Annotated in this window: 16 protein-coding genes; 9 read left to right on the top strand and 7 right to left on the bottom strand. The window is 59.1% G+C overall.

Annotation, left to right across the window (positions count from 1 at the left end):
* Positions 1 to 3: 3 nt before the first annotated feature.
* The 5 genes from D3Z90_RS01640 to D3Z90_RS01620 form a co-directional block, all read right to left on the bottom strand.
* Entirely contained in the window at positions 4 to 1,227 is a 1,224-nt protein-coding gene (locus D3Z90_RS01640; protein ID WP_136474122.1) for an electron transfer flavoprotein subunit alpha/FixB family protein, read from the bottom strand.
* Positions 1,227 to 3,176, bottom strand: coding sequence for a dimethylglycine demethylation protein DgcB (dgcB, locus tag D3Z90_RS01635; protein ID WP_136474121.1), 1,950 nt, complete (start codon positions 3,174 to 3,176; stop codon positions 1,227 to 1,229). The genes D3Z90_RS01640 and dgcB overlap by 1 nt, the downstream gene beginning before the upstream one ends.
* Before the next feature lie 114 nt (positions 3,177 to 3,290).
* Positions 3,291 to 5,351 carry a dimethylglycine demethylation protein DgcA gene (dgcA, locus tag D3Z90_RS01630; RefSeq protein WP_136474120.1) on the bottom strand — a complete coding sequence of 687 codons (2,061 nt, stop codon included), beginning with the start codon at positions 5,349 to 5,351 and terminating at the stop codon, positions 3,291 to 3,293.
* Positions 5,352 to 5,366: 15 nt separating this feature from the next.
* Positions 5,367 to 5,897 (bottom strand): DUF5943 domain-containing protein, encoded by a 531-nt coding sequence (locus D3Z90_RS01625; protein ID WP_136474119.1) that lies wholly within the window; start codon positions 5,895 to 5,897, stop codon positions 5,367 to 5,369.
* 74 nt (positions 5,898 to 5,971) lie between these two features.
* Positions 5,972 to 6,949: a dipeptidase gene (locus D3Z90_RS01620; protein ID WP_136474118.1), complete on the bottom strand. Its 978-nt coding sequence runs from the start codon at positions 6,947 to 6,949 to the stop codon at positions 5,972 to 5,974.
* A 285-nt stretch (positions 6,950 to 7,234) separates the two neighbouring features.
* Here D3Z90_RS01620 and D3Z90_RS01615 point away from each other — a divergent pair, with 285 nt between their 5' ends.
* From D3Z90_RS01615 to D3Z90_RS01600, 4 genes are all read left to right on the top strand, one after another.
* Positions 7,235 to 7,642 (top strand): lysozyme inhibitor LprI family protein, encoded by a 408-nt coding sequence (locus tag D3Z90_RS01615; RefSeq protein ID WP_136478860.1) that lies wholly within the window; start codon positions 7,235 to 7,237, stop codon positions 7,640 to 7,642.
* A 7-nt stretch (positions 7,643 to 7,649) separates the two neighbouring features.
* A complete protein-coding gene (locus D3Z90_RS01610) occupies positions 7,650 to 8,069 on the top strand; it encodes a DUF3010 family protein (protein WP_136474117.1) in 420 nt (139 codons plus the stop codon).
* A gap of 127 nt (positions 8,070 to 8,196) precedes the next feature.
* Positions 8,197 to 8,913, top strand: a complete 717-nt coding sequence (locus D3Z90_RS01605) for a hypothetical protein (RefSeq protein WP_256658307.1) — start codon at positions 8,197 to 8,199, stop codon at positions 8,911 to 8,913.
* Positions 8,914 to 8,980: 67 nt separating this feature from the next.
* A complete protein-coding gene (locus D3Z90_RS01600; RefSeq protein WP_136474115.1) occupies positions 8,981 to 9,622 on the top strand; it encodes a hypothetical protein in 642 nt (213 codons plus the stop codon).
* On the opposite strand, the gene D3Z90_RS01595 is transcribed toward D3Z90_RS01600, so the two are convergent.
* Positions 9,619 to 10,566 (bottom strand): GlxA family transcriptional regulator, encoded by a 948-nt coding sequence (locus D3Z90_RS01595; protein WP_136474114.1) that lies wholly within the window; start codon positions 10,564 to 10,566, stop codon positions 9,619 to 9,621. The two genes, D3Z90_RS01600 and D3Z90_RS01595, sit on opposite strands and share 4 nt — an antisense overlap.
* A 143-nt stretch (positions 10,567 to 10,709) precedes the next feature.
* Here D3Z90_RS01595 and choX point away from each other — a divergent pair, with 143 nt between their 5' ends.
* From choX to D3Z90_RS01570, 5 genes are all read left to right on the top strand, one after another.
* On the top strand, positions 10,710 to 11,654 hold the full coding sequence (choX, locus tag D3Z90_RS01590) for a choline ABC transporter substrate-binding protein (protein WP_136474113.1): 945 nt from the start codon (positions 10,710 to 10,712) through the stop codon (positions 11,652 to 11,654).
* 43 nt (positions 11,655 to 11,697) lie between these two features.
* Positions 11,698 to 12,582, top strand: a complete 885-nt coding sequence (locus tag D3Z90_RS01585) for a 3-keto-5-aminohexanoate cleavage protein (RefSeq protein ID WP_136474112.1) — start codon at positions 11,698 to 11,700, stop codon at positions 12,580 to 12,582.
* Between the two features lie 15 nt (positions 12,583 to 12,597).
* Positions 12,598 to 13,563, top strand: coding sequence for an L-carnitine dehydrogenase (locus tag D3Z90_RS01580; RefSeq protein WP_136474111.1), 966 nt, complete (start codon positions 12,598 to 12,600; stop codon positions 13,561 to 13,563).
* 13 nt (positions 13,564 to 13,576) lie between these two features.
* A complete protein-coding gene (locus D3Z90_RS01575; RefSeq protein WP_136474110.1) occupies positions 13,577 to 14,047 on the top strand; it encodes a thioesterase family protein in 471 nt (156 codons plus the stop codon).
* 124 nt (positions 14,048 to 14,171) lie between these two features.
* Positions 14,172 to 14,426 (top strand): hypothetical protein, encoded by a 255-nt coding sequence (locus tag D3Z90_RS01570; RefSeq protein WP_136474109.1) that lies wholly within the window; start codon positions 14,172 to 14,174, stop codon positions 14,424 to 14,426.
* 82 nt (positions 14,427 to 14,508) lie between these two features.
* Here D3Z90_RS01570 and D3Z90_RS01565 read toward each other — a convergent pair whose 3' ends face one another.
* Entirely contained in the window at positions 14,509 to 15,612 is a 1,104-nt protein-coding gene (locus D3Z90_RS01565) for a GlxA family transcriptional regulator (RefSeq protein ID WP_136474108.1), read from the bottom strand.
* Between the last annotated feature and the right edge of the window lie 226 nt (positions 15,613 to 15,838).

Raw genomic sequence — 15,838 nt, 5'->3', positions numbered from 1 at the left:
TCCTTATGCCGCGTCGCGCTTGGCGCCGTTGCGATAGTTTTCCACAGACTCGAGCAATGCCTGCAGAATTGCCGCACTGTCACCGATGACCGACAAATCGGCACGTTTGATCATGTCGCAGCCAGGGTCCAGATTGATTGCCACCACCTTGTCGCAGGCACCAATACCTTGCAGATGCTGGATCGCCCCGGAAATACCCACAGCCATGTAGACGCGTGCAGTCACCCAGGTTCCCGTGGCACCGACCTGGCGATTGCGCGGCATGAAGCCATCATCCACAGCCACCCGCGATGCACCTTCGGTGGCGCCCAACGCTACGGTGGCGCGATGAAACAACTGCCAATCCTTGACCCCGTTGCCTCCAGACACGATGAATTCAGCTTCAGCCATGGCTATCGCGGCCGGATCCACAGCTACCGGGCCGAGGTCTTCAATACGCGACAGGCAGCGTGCCACGCTTGTGGATAAGTGTTCAGGCAAGGCTTCGTGGCGTGTTTCGCTGACCGGATCGGCACATTCGGCTGCAGCCAGAATCAGCCGCGGCAGGCCACGAACAAGATCTTGCTGGCCTGCGCCGGCGCGACCACTGCACTGACCCTCCTTTACCTGCCAGACCCTGGTTGCCGGTCGTTCGTTGATGGCGGCAGCAAAGCGGCGGCCCAGCTCGCCGCCACCGGTACGGCTGTCCGGAAGCAGCCAATGGCGCGGGTTGAACTGGTTATCCACAGCGCGTAGACCTTGCACCAGTTGCTCCGGTGCATAACCTGCGAATTCATCACCCTCGACGATCAGTAGACGGTCAACACCGGCTGTGGAAAAGTTGCTTTCCTTGTGTTCACCGAACACGACGGCCAATACCGCGCCATCACTACCCGCCAGACTGCGCGCCAGCCCCAGCAGATCACGGTCGTGGCTGCCCAGGCGACCGCCGACCATGTCCGGGACAACAGCAATGTAGAACGTCGGTTGCGTAACCTGATGCAGCGGCAACTCCACCGCCACGGCAGCACTTCGCTTGGTGCTGGTGCCCTGCTGGGCGCCGCTGCGGTCAATGCGCTTGATGCCGTTAGGACCGATAAAACCAATCCCGTGAAGATTTTTGCGGATGATGCCGTTAGGCCCCATCCAGCTATGCTGCTGAGTCTGTTGCATGGCCGCATGCAATGGATGCAGACGATTACGGGCAATCCACTCGGCGCGTGGATCGCGGCGGATAATGTCGCTCATTAGTGCACCTCCGCAGGTTCACGCTTTGCTGGCGCAGGCTTGCTGCTCGGCGCCTGCTCTTCGAGCAGGGCGTCGGCCACCAACTCCGCCAGGTCTTTGATCAATGGCCGCGGTTCGACCACACCTTCAAGCATCGCCGTGCACTGTGGACAACCCACCGCGACCAGTTCGGCTGCGGTCTCGCGAATGTCCTCCATGCGCATGTCGGGGATCCGTTGCTTGCCCGGAATATCGGTTATAGGTGCACCGCCACCGCCGCCACAGCAACGGGAACGCAAGCCCGAGCGCTGCATTTCCTTCACCTCGATGCCCAGGGCACGGAGTACTTCACGCGGCGCCTGATACTCACCGTTGTAGCGCCCCAGGTAGCAGGGGTCGTGATAAGTGACACTGCCCCCTTTGTGCTGCCCCAGGTTCAGGGCGCCAGCGCCAATCAACTCGGCAATGTAAGTGCTGTGGTGCTGCACTTGATACTCGCCACCAAAAGCGCCGTATTCGTTCTTTAGCACGTGAAAGCTGTGCGGATCGCAGGTAACAATGCGCTTGAAGCTGTATTTGCCCAGGGTCTGGATATTGCGCCTGGCCAATTGCTGAAAGGTCGCCTCATCGCCCAAGCGCCGCGCAACATCGCCACTGTCGCGTTCTTCAAGACCCAGCACGGCAAAGTCCACCTGCGCCGCTTTCAACACTTTGACCAACGCGCGCAGCGTGCGCTGATTACGCATGTCGAAAGCACCGTCACCCACCCAGAACAACACGTCCGTACTTTGGGTGTCAGCGAGCAGGTTGAGGTTGAGATCCGCCGCCCAGTTCATCCGCCCACCCGGTGCAAAGCCGCCCGGGTTGTCGGTGGCGATCAGGTTATCCAACACCTCGGCCCCCTTGTTTGGGGTCGCGCCCTTTTCCAGGGTCAGGTGGCGACGCATATCGACGATGGCATCGACGTGCTCGATCATCATCGGGCACTCTTCCACACACGCACGGCAAGTGGTGCACGACCACAAGGTTTCTGCATCGACCAGACCATTGACGATCGGCTGATGCGGATTGCCGCCGTGCTCACCCACGGGCTTGCCCGGATACGGGCTACCGGCAAACTTGGCATCGGTGCCACCTGCCAGGCCAACGACCATGTCCTGGATGAGTTTTTTCGGGTTCAGCGGCTGTCCTGCAGCAAAGGCTGGGCAGGCCGCTTCGCATTTGCCGCACTGCACACAGGCATCGAATCCGAGCAACTGGTTCCAGGTGAAATCCTTCGGTTTCTCGACACCCAGCAATGCCTGAGGGTCTTCCAGATCGATGGGTTTAAGGCCGGTAGAACGGCCGCCATTGAAGCGCTCGGCGCGCCGGTGCCAAGCCAGGTGCAAGGCACCGGCGAATGCATGCTTCATCGGCCCGCCCCAGGTCATGCCGAAGAACAACTCCGACACACCCCAGAGCACGCCAACGCCAAGCAGGGCCACCAACAGCCAACCCCCAAAGCCTTCGGGAAGAATGCCAGCCACCGGCAAGGTCGCAATGAAGAAACTTGCGGCAAACACCAAGAGGCTTTTCGGCAACCGCATCCACGGCCCCTTGGACAGGCGTGAGGGTGGATTGAGCCGGCGCTTGTAGACGAACACTGCACCGGCAAACATCAATGCCGTGGCAAACAGCAAGGCATAGCCAAGTATCTTGCTATGCAAGCCAAAACCGTGAACCACAATGGTGAGCACCGCAGCCAGCACGAAACCGCCTGCAGTAGCCACGTGAGTGTTGGCCATGTATTTGTCACGGGCGACCACATGGTGCAAATCGACCATGTAACGTCGTGGCATAGCCAGCAGACCGCCAAACAGATCGACCTTCGAAGGCCGGCCTTGGCGCCACATCCGTACACGCCGCAAGGCGCCGAGGACCGCCAGGCCCAGGGCTGCGAACAACAGGATGGGGATCAGGGTGTTCAACATGGGAAACTCCCACAGCAATCGCGCTTTAAAAAACACCGTGGGAGCGGGTTTGTCCCGCGATAGCCATGAAGCTCACACACCGCTATCGCGGGGCAAGCCCGCTCCCACAGGGGATCAGAAGTCCTTGCACAGGCGCAAGGCGTCGTAGATCGCGGCATGCGTGTTGCGCTGCGCCACGCAGTCACCGATGCGATACAGCAAATACCCATCGCCCGCCTGACTGAGGATCGGCTGCGGCTGGATCGCGAACAGTGCCTCGACATCGATCTGGCCCTTGTTGCGCGAACCCTCCTTGAGACCGTAGTAGAGCGCCTCGTCTGGCCGCACACCGTTCTCGATGACGACCTGATCCACTACCCGCTCCTCTTTGGCGCCGGTGTATTCGTTTTCCAGCACCGCTACCAGCTTGTCGCCCTCGCGGTAGACCTTCTCCAGCGCCAGGTCGCCGGTCATGATCACTTCCTTGGGGTACATGCTGCGGTAGTAAGTCGGGAACGAAGTGCCGCCGATGGCCACGCCCGGCTTGATATCGTCGGTGACAATCTCGACCTGGCTGCCTTTGTCAGCGAGGTAGTCGGCGACTGACATCCCGGTGAACTCGCAAATGGTGTCGTAGACCAACACGTTCTTGCCCGGTGCAACCTTGCCATCGAGCACGTCCCAACTGCTGACCACCAGCCCTTCAGCCGCACCCCAGTGTTCGTTCTGCTCCAGGAATGGATGCCCACCCACCGCCAACACGATCACATCCGGGCGTAGATCCTGAATAGTATCGATGTCGGCGGCAGTACCCAGGCGCAGATCGACCTTCAGGCGCGCCAGCTCCAGTTGATACCAACGCGTGATACCGGCGATCTGATCACGTTGCGGGGCCTTGGCGGCAATGCTGATCTGGCCGCCGATGGCATCCTTTTTCTCGAACAGGGTCACGTCGTGTCCGCGCTCGGCCGATACCCGCGCCGCTTCCATCCCGGCAGGGCCTGCGCCTACTACAACCACCTTGCGCTTGGACCCGGTGGTCTTTTCAATGATGTGCGGCACGCCCATGTACTCACGGGAGGTAGCGGCGTTCTGAATACACAGCACATCCAGGCCCTGGTACTGGCGATCGATGCAGTAGTTGGCACCGACACACTGTTTGATTTGATCGATCTGGCCCATCTTGATCTTGGCGATCAAGTGCGGGTCGGCGATGTGGGCGCGGGTCATGCCGACCATATCGACATAGCCGCCTTCAAGAATACGTGTGGCCTGGTTCGGGTCTTTGATGTTCTGCGCATGCAGAACAGGAACCTTGACCACTTCCTTGATCCCGGCCGCCAAGTGCAGGAACGGCTCCGGTGGATAACTCATGTTGGGGATAACGTTGGCAAGGGTGTTGTGAGTGTCGCAACCTGAACCGATCACTCCGAAGAAATCGAGCATGCCAGTGGCGTCGTAGTACTTGGCGATTTCCTTCATGTCCTCGTGGCTGAGACCATCCGGATGGAATTCGTCACCACAGATACGCATGCCCACACAAAAATCCGGCCCCACTTCGGCACGCACCGCCTTGAGCACTTCCAGGCCAAACTTCATCCGGCCTTCGAAGCTGCCGCCCCACTCATCGGTACGCTTGTTGACCCGTGGGCTCCAGAACTGATCGATCATGTGCTGGTGCACGGCCGACAACTCGACGCCATCCAGGCCGCCTTCCTTGGCCCGGCGTGCTGCTTGTGCGTAGTTGCCGATCACCCGCCAGATTTCCTCCGGCTCGATGGTCTTGCAGGTGGCACGGTGCACCGGTTCGCGAATGCCCGACGGCGACATCAGGGTAGGCCAGTTGAAGCCATCCCAGCGCGAACGACGGCCCATGTGGGTAATCTGGATCATGATCTTGGCGCCGTGCTTGTGCATGGCGTCGGCAAGGTTCTGAAAGTGCGGAATGATGCGGTCAGTGGACAGGTTCACCGACGCCCACCACTCCTGCGGGCTATCGATGGCCACCACCGAGGAGCCGCCGCAAATAGCCAGGCCAAGGCCGCCCTTGGCTTTTTCCTCGTAGTATTTGACGTAACGCGCGGTCGTCATCCCGCCATCGGTGGCGTAGACCTCGGCGTGAGCGGTGCTGAGCACGCGGTTGCGGATGGTCAGCTTGCCGATCTGAATCGGCTGGAACATTGCTTCGAAAGCCATGGAGAAATCCTCGACTTACAGCGGCTTGACGATGAACAGGCCGTCATCGTGGCCTTCTTCCGAACCGCCGTAGACCTGCTCGGCGACCGTACGAATGGAGCTACCGCGGGCTGCCAGGATCTGGTCCATGGCCCCGGCAAACCAGCCGGTGAACATGTAGTCGACCTTGCGCCCGACCTTGCCGTACACATAGACGAATGCCGAGTGCTCGAGCCTGACGCTGGCGGTGCCTTTCTCCAGGTCGATATCCTCGATCTTGAACAACCCCCAGCCGCGCTGCGACAAGCGCTTCATGTAGTGCTCGAACACCGCTACGCCTTCCAGGCCATGGCATTCAGCTTCTTTTTCGCACCAGTGCCAGGCGGACTTGTAGCCAGCCTTGTAGAGAATTTCGGCATAGGCATCAGCACCCAGTACTTCCTCGATACCCATGTGGTTGTTGACGAAAAAGTGCCGTGGCACATAGAGCATGGGCAGGGCATCGCTGGTCCAGACACCGGTTTCGCTGTCGACTTCGATAGGCAATTGCGGGGCGATCTTGGCCATGGAAACTCAACTCCAGAAATTTTGGTTGGCTGCCCCTGCGCTGGTGGCAGGGGTGCAAGACGGTGACTGGCGGCTTATTCGCCCCAGACATCTTTAAGAACGTTGACCCAGTTTTCGCCCATGATCTTGCGCACCACGCGCTCGCTATGGCCGCGCTTGAGCAAGGTCTCGGTGAGGTTGGGGAACTCGCCTACGGTGCGAATCCCCAGCGGGTTGATGATCTTGCCGAAGCTGGTCAGACGACGGGCGTAGCCCTTGTCATGGGTCAGGTACTCGAAGAAGTCCTGGCCATGGCCCTGAGTGAAGTCAGTGCCGATACCGATAGCGTCTTCACCCACGAGATTCATGGTGTATTCGATCGCTTCGGCGTAATCGTCGATGGTCGAATCGATGCCTTTGGCCAGGAACGGCGCGAACATGGTCACGCCAACAAAGCCACCATGGTCGGCGATGAACTTCAGTTCCTCATCAGACTTGTTGCGCGGGTGCTCCTTGAGCCCGGAGGGCAGGCAGTGGGAGTAGCACACCGGCTTTTTCGATTCGAGAATGACCTCTTCGGAAGTCTTGGAACCGACATGGGAAAGGTCGCACATGACCCCCACACGGTTCATCTCAGCGACGATTTCACGACCGAAACCCGACAAGCCTCCGTCACGCTCGTAGCAGCCGGTGCCGACCAGGTTCTGGGTGTTGTAGCACATCTGCACGATACCGACGCCCAACTGCTTGAACACCTCGACGTAGCCGATCTGGTCTTCATAAGCGTGGGCATTCTGAAAGCCAAAAAGGATCCCAGTTTTGCCCAGTCCCTTGGCTTTGCGGATATCGGCAGTGCTACGCACCGGCATCACCAGGTCGGCGTTCTCGCGGATCAGTTTCTGGCTGGCAGCAATATTGTTGACCGTAGCCTGGAAGCCCTCCCAGACCGACACCGTGCAGTTGGCGGCAGTCAGGCCACCTTTGCGCATGTCCTCGAACAGCTCACGGTTCCATTTGGCAATAATCAGCCCGTCGATAACGATGCTGTCGGCGTGTAACTCGGCTGGGCTCATCAGGCGGTCCCCTTTTTTTGAGTTGGGTTGCGCCAAATCTTGTGCCGGCGCTTTAGGGCCAGCATATGCCTAGGGATCAGGTCGCCCCGATGCAAAAACGACAGGGGAATTGCCGAAAGCGTCAAAGGGGGGGGAGTTCGCAGGGCTGCACCTCATTTTCACCAGCGCCGTCGCCGCAGTCTGCATGGGTCGCCCCAAATACGCTTATCGGTGCTCACCAATACTGTTCTTTCGCAAGGTGCTGAGAGAGAATTCGTCTTCATGTTCCGGGGGGAGGATGTCTGCTTGAAAACGATAATTGGGCTGTTGCTCGCTACGCTGGCCTTGGGGGCTAACGCCACTGAAGAGGACAGTACTCCGTGTGACAACGTCGAGACCGACCAGCAAAGCTATGACTGCGCACTGTTCAGCCGCACCAGCGCAGAACGGGAGCTCAACGCCGCGCTTGCCGACCTGTTGGACCGGATCAAGGAACAATTCGCCGGCCAGAGTGCGAAGATCAGCGAAGTCAGCCAACGCTTGAGCAACGCACAAAACCTCTGGAAAAAGCTACGTGACGCCGACTGCCAAGTCGAAACCTTCGACCAGGCCCCGGGTAAATCCTTTGAGACGGCAATGAACACCTGCCTGGCGCAACGTAGCGACGATCGCTCCGAATACTTGCAGTCCCTGGGGCTGCAGAACTCCGATTGAGAACAGTATGAAAATCTGCGGAATTGAAATTAAAGGCAGCGAGGCGCTGCTCGCCGTCGCCACGCTGGACGGCGCCAATCCGGTGCATGTTGCCTTGGCGACAAAAAAGATCGCGCTTGAAAACGACGAGCTGGCGGAAAACGTCAAAGCCTTCGCCAATCAGGCCCGACAATTTTTTGCCGAGCACGGCATCAGCCATCTGGCGATCAAAAAGCGCAGCAAGAAAGGCGATTTCGCTGGCGGCCCGACAACCTTCAAGATCGAAGGCGTGTTGCAACTGCTGGATAACTGTACGGTGGAACTGGTCTCACCACAGACCGTCAGTGCGCAAGCCAAGAAACATAATTTCGAGTTGCCAGGCTCGCTGAACAAGTACCAGCACGAAGCCTACAAGAGCGCCTGTGCGTTGTTGCTCAAACACAGCTGAGGCTCGTCCCAAAGTCCCGGCGCATGGAAAAACATGCTGCTGAAAGTGCTCGGCAGGTTCCGACAAAGTCACTCCCAGGCCGCTCTTCCTGAGGCAGGCCATGAATCTGACGTTAAGGAACCTGGATATGAGCACCAGCATCACTCAAGCCGACATGGACAAAGCAATCGAGAAGCTGAAGAAAGAGGGCGAAGATCGCGTACTGATGGTCGCCAACACCGTGTGTATCTTCGCACCTGACGTACCGGCCGGTGTGGCAGAAGATGTGCTGGCGGGTATGCGCCTGATGAACCTGTCGGCCAACAAAAAGTTCGACAAGGAAACTCAACAGCGCGAGTGGTACAACTACTACAACGACGGCCTGGGCAAATTTGGCTGGACCTTGACCGGCGCAGCCCACGCCGAAGAGGCTATCGACAAAGAAGATATCACCGCAGCCGCACTGGCCGCGCATATCGTCACTGTCAGCCTTGGTCACAATCATCGTCTGTCCCGGTGTGTAAAGCGTGCCTTCGAAGTCACCGTGAGCACGCCAAAAGCCCAGAACCTGCTGGAGGAAAGCAGCCTGAGCGTTTCGGGTAAATCGAGCACCCTCCAGGTAGCAGCGTGTGAGATGACCCCGCAAGGCTTGCCAGTCATGCACATGACCAGCGTCCAGATGAGCTACGACAAGGCAGAAAAAGCCCAAGGCTCCATAGGTCGCAAAGTCAACAAGTCCAACACTCGAGTCTACCGTGCATCGCAGCAAGGCTCCTTCAGCGTTCGCCAGTTCGAAGCCATGCGCAAAGCGGTGAGCGACAAGCTCGCCAGCCAGGCAAACGACATCCTCGATCTGGATATCTAAGCCTGTGGCCAGGTATCAACCTGTTGATGCCTGGCCTGACGCCAACTCAACGGCTTCAGGTGACGCCATGACACAAAGTCTCCCCCCCAACGCCAACACCCAGGACATGCCCAGTACGGCGCTGTTCTCTTCGCCCCTATCAATCAGCCAGGAGGCAGGGCTTGTCACCGACCTGGTCGAGGACACGTATCAATGCCTGCGCTTGGCGCAGTTGATCGCCAACGACCGATTCGTCCGGGAGATACAGGCCAAGGAATGGTTTGCCAGTTTCCTGGAAACCTTGAAAGAACTTGGCTTCAAACTGATCGAACACACCCGCAAAGCGATTCCCTACAACCCATCTGACGATGTGCTAAAAGACGTCTTCGAAGGCTGGCTTCCTCCCCCGCAGACAGCAAAATCAAGCTTTCACGCTGCGGCTAAAAATGCTTTCAATGAAATGCAGGCGTCGGAGGACAACCTGTATCGGAAGTACACCAGCTCGACACACCTGAGTATCACCCTGGCAGCGGATCCTGGCGAACCCCTGACGGCCATTCTGTTTCATGTGCTGTGTACTCACGACCCTGATGCCCCTAAGACTCGACTAAAACTGGAGCTCGATCACCTGGGAGCCGTGTTCGACAAAGATGCATTCAACTCCCAGCGCAAAAAAGTGCAGGACCAGCTCGACAAATTTGCCACGCTCGATCAACTCCTTGACGTCTAATGAGCACGCATCAATCGACGCTCTTCGCGTGGGCAGTTGCCGAACTGACGTTTGTAGCGTCGGGCAAAGTAGGACGGTAATTCGAAGCCACAAGCCAGGCTGATCTGAGTGACGCTCATGTCGGTCTGCGCCAACAGTTGGCGGGCTTTCTCCAACCTCAGCGACAAGTACAGATTGCCCGGGGTATCGTCCAGATGCAGGCGAAACAGTCGCTCGAGTTGACGTCGGGTCACCATCACCTTGGACGCCAACTCCAGCGTGCTCAACGGCGTCTCGGTATGCTTTTCCATCTCGCTGATCACCTGCACCAGCTTGCGGTTGCTGATCCCGTAGCGTGTCGCAATCTGCATGCGTTGATGGTCTTGGCGCTGACGTATGCGGCCAAGCACGAATTGCTCAGACACTTGCACAGCCAGTTCACTGCCGTGAGCCTGGGCGATGAGGTCGAGCATCAGATCGATTGAAGCAGTACCACCGGCACAGGTGATGCGCCGGCGATCGATCTCGAACAGTTCCTGCGTCACCTCAAGACGCGGATAGCGCTCCTTGAACGCTTCAATGGCCTCCCAGTGCAAGGTCACCCGATGACCATCGAGCAGACCTGCCTGCGCCAGCACCATCGCGCCGGTATCAATACCGCCGAGCACCACACCATCGCGGTCGAGACGACGCAAGGTTTGCTGCATCGCCGACGAAAAGCAGGCCAACGGCTCGAAGCCGGCAACCACCAGCAACAAACTCGCGCCCGCCTCTCGTCCCAGAACGCCGTCGGCGTTGATCGACATGCCATTACTGGCCTGGACGGGCCCGCCATCAATACTGACTACGCTCCAGCGATAAAGCGCAGCACTGAAGCGATTGGCAACTCGCAGGGGCTCCACCGCCGAGATGAAACCCATGGCAGAGAATCCCGGCAGGAGAAGAAACTGGATCAATTGCGACATTGAATGCTCCCTCTTGGCTGGTCGCCAGCGTGCAAGTTTTAGTCGCCACCGTGCGTTTTACAACCCCGCGACCCGCGTAGCGTGTGTAAACGGTCCGCAGAGACCGGCCCCATAACAATATGCACTGCCGTTGGAGAGCCACCATGCACAGCTTGATCCGCCGCAGCCTGTTGTCCCTCACCCTCAGCGCCACAATCGCCACTCCCCTGTTAGCCGCCGAACCCGCCGCCTGCAAAGACGTACGCCTTGGCGTGGTCAACTGGACCGACGTCATGGCCACCAGTGCCATGGCCCAGGTTCTGCTTGACGGCCTGGGTTACAAAACCAAGCAGACCAGTGCCTCGCAACAGATCATTTTCGCCGGTATCCGCGACGACCGATTGGACATGTTCCTGGGTTACTGGAACCCGATCATGACGCAGACCATCACCCCCTTCGTCACTGCCAAACACGTCAAAGTTCTCGATAACCCGAGCCTGGATGACGCCCGTGCGACCCTCGCAGTTCCCAAGTACCTGGCAGACAAAGGCCTGAAGACATTTGCCGATATCGCCAAATTCGAGAAAGAGCTAGGCGGCAAGATCTATGGAATCGAGCCTGGCTCCGGCGCCAACACTCAAATCAAGGCGATGATTACCAAGAACCAGTTCGGCCTGGGCAAGTTCCAGCTGGTGGAGTCCAGCGAAGCCGGCATGCTCGCCGCTGTAGATCGCGCGGTACGCCGCAAGCAGGCGGTGGTGTTCTTCGGTTGGGCGCCGCATCCGATGAACGTCAATATCGATATGGCTTACCTCAGCGGCAGCGAAGACGCCCTTGGTCCGGATGAGGGCCGGGCCACGGTCTGGACCGTCACCGCCCCGGATTACGCCGAGCGCTGTCCGAACGCCAACCGGCTACTGACCAACCTCAAATTCACTGCCGAAGACGAGAGCCGCATGATGCAACCGCTGCTCGACCACAAAGACGCCCTGGCGTCCGCCCGTCAGTGGCTCAAGGATCACCCTGAAGACCAGAAGCGCTGGCTTGAGGGAGTGACCACCTTCGATGGCAAACCGGCTGCCGAAAATATTCAGCTCACTGCCAACTGACAGATCCCATTGCGGGGCAAGCCCGCTCCTACAGGAAGCCGCCATGAACCACGACGTCATCATTACCTGCGCCCTGACCGGCGCGGGTGACACTGCCAGCAAGAGTCACTTGGTCCCGGTTACCCCCAAGCAAATTGCCGAAGCCGCCGTGGAAGCGGCAAAGGCCGGTGCAACCGTGGTGCATTGCCACGTTCGCGATCCGCAAACCGGACGCTTCAGCCGTGACGTAGCGCTATACCGCGAGGTAATGGAGCGCATCCGTGAAGCCGATGTGGACATCATCGTCAACCTCACTGCCGGCATGGGCGGCGATCTGGAAATTGGCCCAGGTGAAACACCCCTTGAGTTTGGTAGCGGCACCGATCTGATCGGCCCGCTGGAACGGCTGGCGCACGTCGAAGCGCTGTTGCCGGAGATCTGCACGCTCGACTGCGGCACCCTCAACTTTGGCGACGGCAACAGCATCTATGTCTCGACGCCCGCGCAATTGCGGGCCGGGGCCAAACGCATTACCGAGCTGGGAGTGAAAGCCGAACTGGAGATCTTCGACACCGGGCACTTGTGGTTCGCCAAGCAGATGATCAAGGAAGGCCTGCTCAACGATCCGTTGTTCCAGCTGTGCCTGGGTATCCCGTGGGGAGCGCCAGCCGACACCGCCACCATGAAAGCCATGGTCGACAACCTGCCAGCTGGCGTGACCTGGGCCGGATTTGGCATTGGTCGCATGCAGATGCCAATGGCGGCCCAAGCAGTCCTGCTCGGCGGCAACGTACGGGTAGGTCTGGAAGACAACCTGTACCTGGACAAAGGCGTCCTGGCCAGCAACGGGCAGTTGGTCGAGCGCGCCACCCAGATCCTCAGCCGTCTTGGTGCCCGCGTCCTTACCCCAGCCGAAGGCCGGGCAAAAATGAACCTGAGCCGTCGCTGATCAGTGGAGTGAGAAATGAGCTTTATTACCGAAATCAAGACATTCGCAGCATTGGGCAGTGGCGTGATCGGCAGCGGCTGGGTAGCTCGCGCCCTGGCGCATGGCCTTGATGTAGTGGCCTGGGATCCGGCACCGGGCGCTGAAGCCGTACTGCGCAAACGCATTGCCAATGCCTGGCCGACGCTGGAGCAACAGGGTCTGGCAGCGGGAGCTTCACAACAACGCTTGCGGTTTGTCAGCACCATCGAGGAGTGCGTATGTGATGCCGACTTCATTCAAGAAAGCGCCCCGGAGCGTCTTGATCTCAAGCTCGACCTGCACAGCAAGATCAGCGCCGCCGCCAAGCCCAACGCCTTGATCGGCTCGAGCACTTCCGGACTGTTGCCCAGCGAGTTCTATGAATCTTCAACCCACCCTGAACGCTGCGTGGTCGGTCACCCGTTCAACCCGGTGTACCTGCTGCCCTTGGTGGAAATAGTGGGCAGCAACAAAACCGCCCCTGAAGCCATCGAAGCTGCAAAAACCGTCTATACCGCCTTGGGTATGCGCCCCCTGCATGTACGCAAGGAAGTCCCGGGATTCATTGCCGACCGCCTGCTCGAAGCGCTATGGCGCGAAGCCCTGCACCTGGTCAACGACGGTGTGGCGACGACCGGTGAAATCGACGATGCAATTCGCTTTGGCGCAGGCCTGCGCTGGTCATTCATGGGCACCTTTCTAACCTACACCCTGGCCGGCGGCGACGCTGGCATGCGCCACTTCATGGCGCAGTTTGGCCCGGCGCTGCAGCTACCCTGGACCTACCTGCCGGCGCCGGAGCTGACTGAAGGCCTGATCGATGCCGTGGTCGAAGGCACCAGCGAGCAACTGGGCCAGCGCAGCATAAGCGCGCTGGAGCGCTATCGTGATGATTGCCTGCTGGCTGTACTTGAGGCGGTGAAAACCACCAAAGCCAAACACGGCATGACCTTCAGCGACTGACCGGAGCCCTCTGATGCCCGCACTGATCACCTACCAAACCCCAGTCCAGGCGGACTGGGTCGACTACAACGGGCATCTGCGCGATGCTTTTTACCTGCTGATATTCAGCTATGCCACCGATGCATTCATGGACCGCATCGGGCTCGATAGCGACAACCGCAGCGCCAGCGGCAACTCCTTGTTTACTCTGGAATGCCACCTCAACTACTTGCACGAAGTAAAACTGGGCACCGACGTCTGGGTGCAGACACAGGTCATTGGCTTCGATCGCAAACGCCTGCACTTGTACCACAGCCTGCACCGTGAAGGCTTTGAGCCGGTGCTGGCGGCCAGCGAGCAGATGCTGCTGCACGTGGACCTAGCCGGCCCTCGCTCGGCGCCCTTCGCGCCCGAGGCGGTGGAGCGCTTGGAAGAAATTTGCGCTGACCAGACAGACCAGCCAGCTGCACAATTCGTTGGCCGGTTGATCGCTCTTCCCCAGTAGCATCCTGCCCCAAAAACGACCTGCTCTTAGGTAAAGCAGCCATTGCCACATTCTGCGCTTGCCCCACCGCAGTGGTGCCCACAGAATCGACTGACGATCACACCTGCAAACAAGGACAAAAGCCATGATGCATGCGGATTTGATTGATCAGGACGACCTGTTGAGCCAATTGCGCGCTCTGGGTTTCGAAATGCCGACCGACGCCAGTGCCGAGCAGGCCTGCGAATGTGCGGTGCGTGGCTTGAGCGAGCAAAGGGCCAAAGCCCTGAAGGGCCTGGTAGAGCAACTGTACACCGGCAACGCGACCATTCTGCCGGCGGTGCGCCAGGCCATCGAAAAGCAGTTGTTGCCCGCCTTGGCCGAATTCAACAATCGCTGAAAGTAACAAGGGGCAAGCCCGCTCCCACAGGTTGCTGATCACCTGTGGGAGCGGGCTTGCCCCGCGATAAATCCAACCTGACCTATAGCCTCACGCTGGCAAATGTCGACTCGTTACGCGCCTGGCTCAGCGCCGACATAGGCCCCGCCAGTGGCGACAGCACCATTGCCTGTGGAATCGGCATCATCGCCACCTGCTGCGCGGTATTGGAACCCACACGCTCGTCACGCGGCGGAATACCGAAGTACTCGCGGTAGCACTTGGAGAAGTGCGGGGTAGAAACGAAGCCGCACACCGAGGCCACTTCGATGATCGACATGGGGGTCTGCTTGAGCAATTGCCGGGCGCGAATCAGGCGCAGCTTGAGGTAATAGCGCGACGGCGAGCAATGCAGGTATTTCTGGAACAGTCGCTCAAGCTGGCGACGCGATACCGCCACATACACAGCCAATTCGTCCAGATCGATTGGCTCTTCCAGGTTGGCTTCCATCAGCGCAACGATTTCCTGCAGCTTCGGTTGGTTGGTACCGAGCATGTGCTTGAGCGGTACACGCTGGTGATCCTGCTCGTTGCGGATTCGCTCGTAGACAAACATCTCGGAAATCGCCGCCGACAGCTCACGGCCGTGATCGCGGCTGATCAGGTGCAGCATCATGTCCAGCGGTGCAGTACCGCCGGAGCTGGTGAAGCGATTACGGTCGAGGGTGAACAGTCGGGTGCTCATGCTCACCCGTGGGAAGGCTTCCTGCATTGCCGCCAGGCATTCCCAGTGCACGCTGCAATCGAAGCCGTCGAGCAGGCCGGCACACGCCAGCGCCCAACTGCCGGTGCACACCGCACCTAGACGGCGCGACTGGCGGGCCTGGCTCTGCAGCCAGGTCACGTGCTCGCGGGTAACCGTGCGCTGAATACCGATGCCGCCACAGACAATGACGGTATCCATGGCCGGCGCCTTGTGCATCGCCGCATCGGGAGTGATTTGCAAGCCGTCACTGGCCCACACCTGACCACCATCCACGCTCAAGGTACTCCAGCGATACAGCTCGCGTCCGGACAGTTGGTTAGCCATGCGCAGCGGCTCGACGGCCGAAGCCAGGGAGATAAGAGTGAAGTTGTCCAACAGCAGGAAGCCGATGGATTGTGGCGTGCGGTTCTGGGTTGGGGTCCCGGAGTTGTACGACGTCATCGCGGTATCTCCTCACACAATGCAGGTTGCGCCTCAGGCAGGCGCGGGCTTTTTTTGTCACGGCCCCGATTCGAATGCAGGGGCTTTGATAATCACAACGCAATTGCCGTGCCTGAAATTGAATGGCTATTCAACAAAACCCAAAAACGACGTCGCGCAGTGTCTATCTGGCAACTGTTGCAACCCTGGGTTTTAAACGCAAAACACCGTGCTAGCGCCGCTGCAC

It is taken from the genome of Pseudomonas sp. DG56-2 (assembly GCF_004803755.1).
Taxonomy (GTDB): Bacteria; Pseudomonadota; Gammaproteobacteria; order Pseudomonadales; family Pseudomonadaceae; genus Aquipseudomonas; species Aquipseudomonas auratipiscis.
The sequence above is the reverse complement of the archived record's forward strand: the minus strand, read 5'-3'. Positions and strand labels throughout refer to the sequence as shown.

What these genes read in the sequence shown, in the direction of transcription:
- D3Z90_RS01640 (WP_136474122.1), bottom strand. Translation starts at nt 1,227, where the DNA reads ATGAGCGACATTATCCGCCGCGATCCACGCGCCGAGTGGATTGCCCGT.
- dgcB (WP_136474121.1), bottom strand. Translation starts at nt 3,176, where the DNA reads ATGTTGAACACCCTGATCCCCATCCTGTTGTTCGCAGCCCTGGGCCTG.
- dgcA (WP_136474120.1), bottom strand. Translation starts at nt 5,351, where the DNA reads ATGGCTTTCGAAGCAATGTTCCAGCCGATTCAGATCGGCAAGCTGACC.
- D3Z90_RS01625 (WP_136474119.1), bottom strand. Translation starts at nt 5,897, where the DNA reads ATGGCCAAGATCGCCCCGCAATTGCCTATCGAAGTCGACAGCGAAACC.
- D3Z90_RS01620 (WP_136474118.1), bottom strand. Translation starts at nt 6,949, where the DNA reads ATGAGCCCAGCCGAGTTACACGCCGACAGCATCGTTATCGACGGGCTG.
- D3Z90_RS01610 (WP_136474117.1), top strand. Translation starts at nt 7,650, where the DNA reads ATGAAAATCTGCGGAATTGAAATTAAAGGCAGCGAGGCGCTGCTCGCC.
- D3Z90_RS01605 (WP_256658307.1), top strand. Translation starts at nt 8,197, where the DNA reads ATGAGCACCAGCATCACTCAAGCCGACATGGACAAAGCAATCGAGAAG.
- D3Z90_RS01600 (WP_136474115.1), top strand. Translation starts at nt 8,981, where the DNA reads ATGACACAAAGTCTCCCCCCCAACGCCAACACCCAGGACATGCCCAGT.
- D3Z90_RS01595 (WP_136474114.1), bottom strand. Translation starts at nt 10,566, where the DNA reads ATGTCGCAATTGATCCAGTTTCTTCTCCTGCCGGGATTCTCTGCCATG.
- choX (WP_136474113.1), top strand. Translation starts at nt 10,710, where the DNA reads ATGCACAGCTTGATCCGCCGCAGCCTGTTGTCCCTCACCCTCAGCGCC.
- D3Z90_RS01585 (WP_136474112.1), top strand. Translation starts at nt 11,698, where the DNA reads ATGAACCACGACGTCATCATTACCTGCGCCCTGACCGGCGCGGGTGAC.
- D3Z90_RS01580 (WP_136474111.1), top strand. Translation starts at nt 12,598, where the DNA reads ATGAGCTTTATTACCGAAATCAAGACATTCGCAGCATTGGGCAGTGGC.
- D3Z90_RS01575 (WP_136474110.1), top strand. Translation starts at nt 13,577, where the DNA reads ATGCCCGCACTGATCACCTACCAAACCCCAGTCCAGGCGGACTGGGTC.
- D3Z90_RS01570 (WP_136474109.1), top strand. Translation starts at nt 14,172, where the DNA reads ATGATGCATGCGGATTTGATTGATCAGGACGACCTGTTGAGCCAATTG.
- D3Z90_RS01565 (WP_136474108.1), bottom strand. Translation starts at nt 15,612, where the DNA reads ATGACGTCGTACAACTCCGGGACCCCAACCCAGAACCGCACGCCACAA.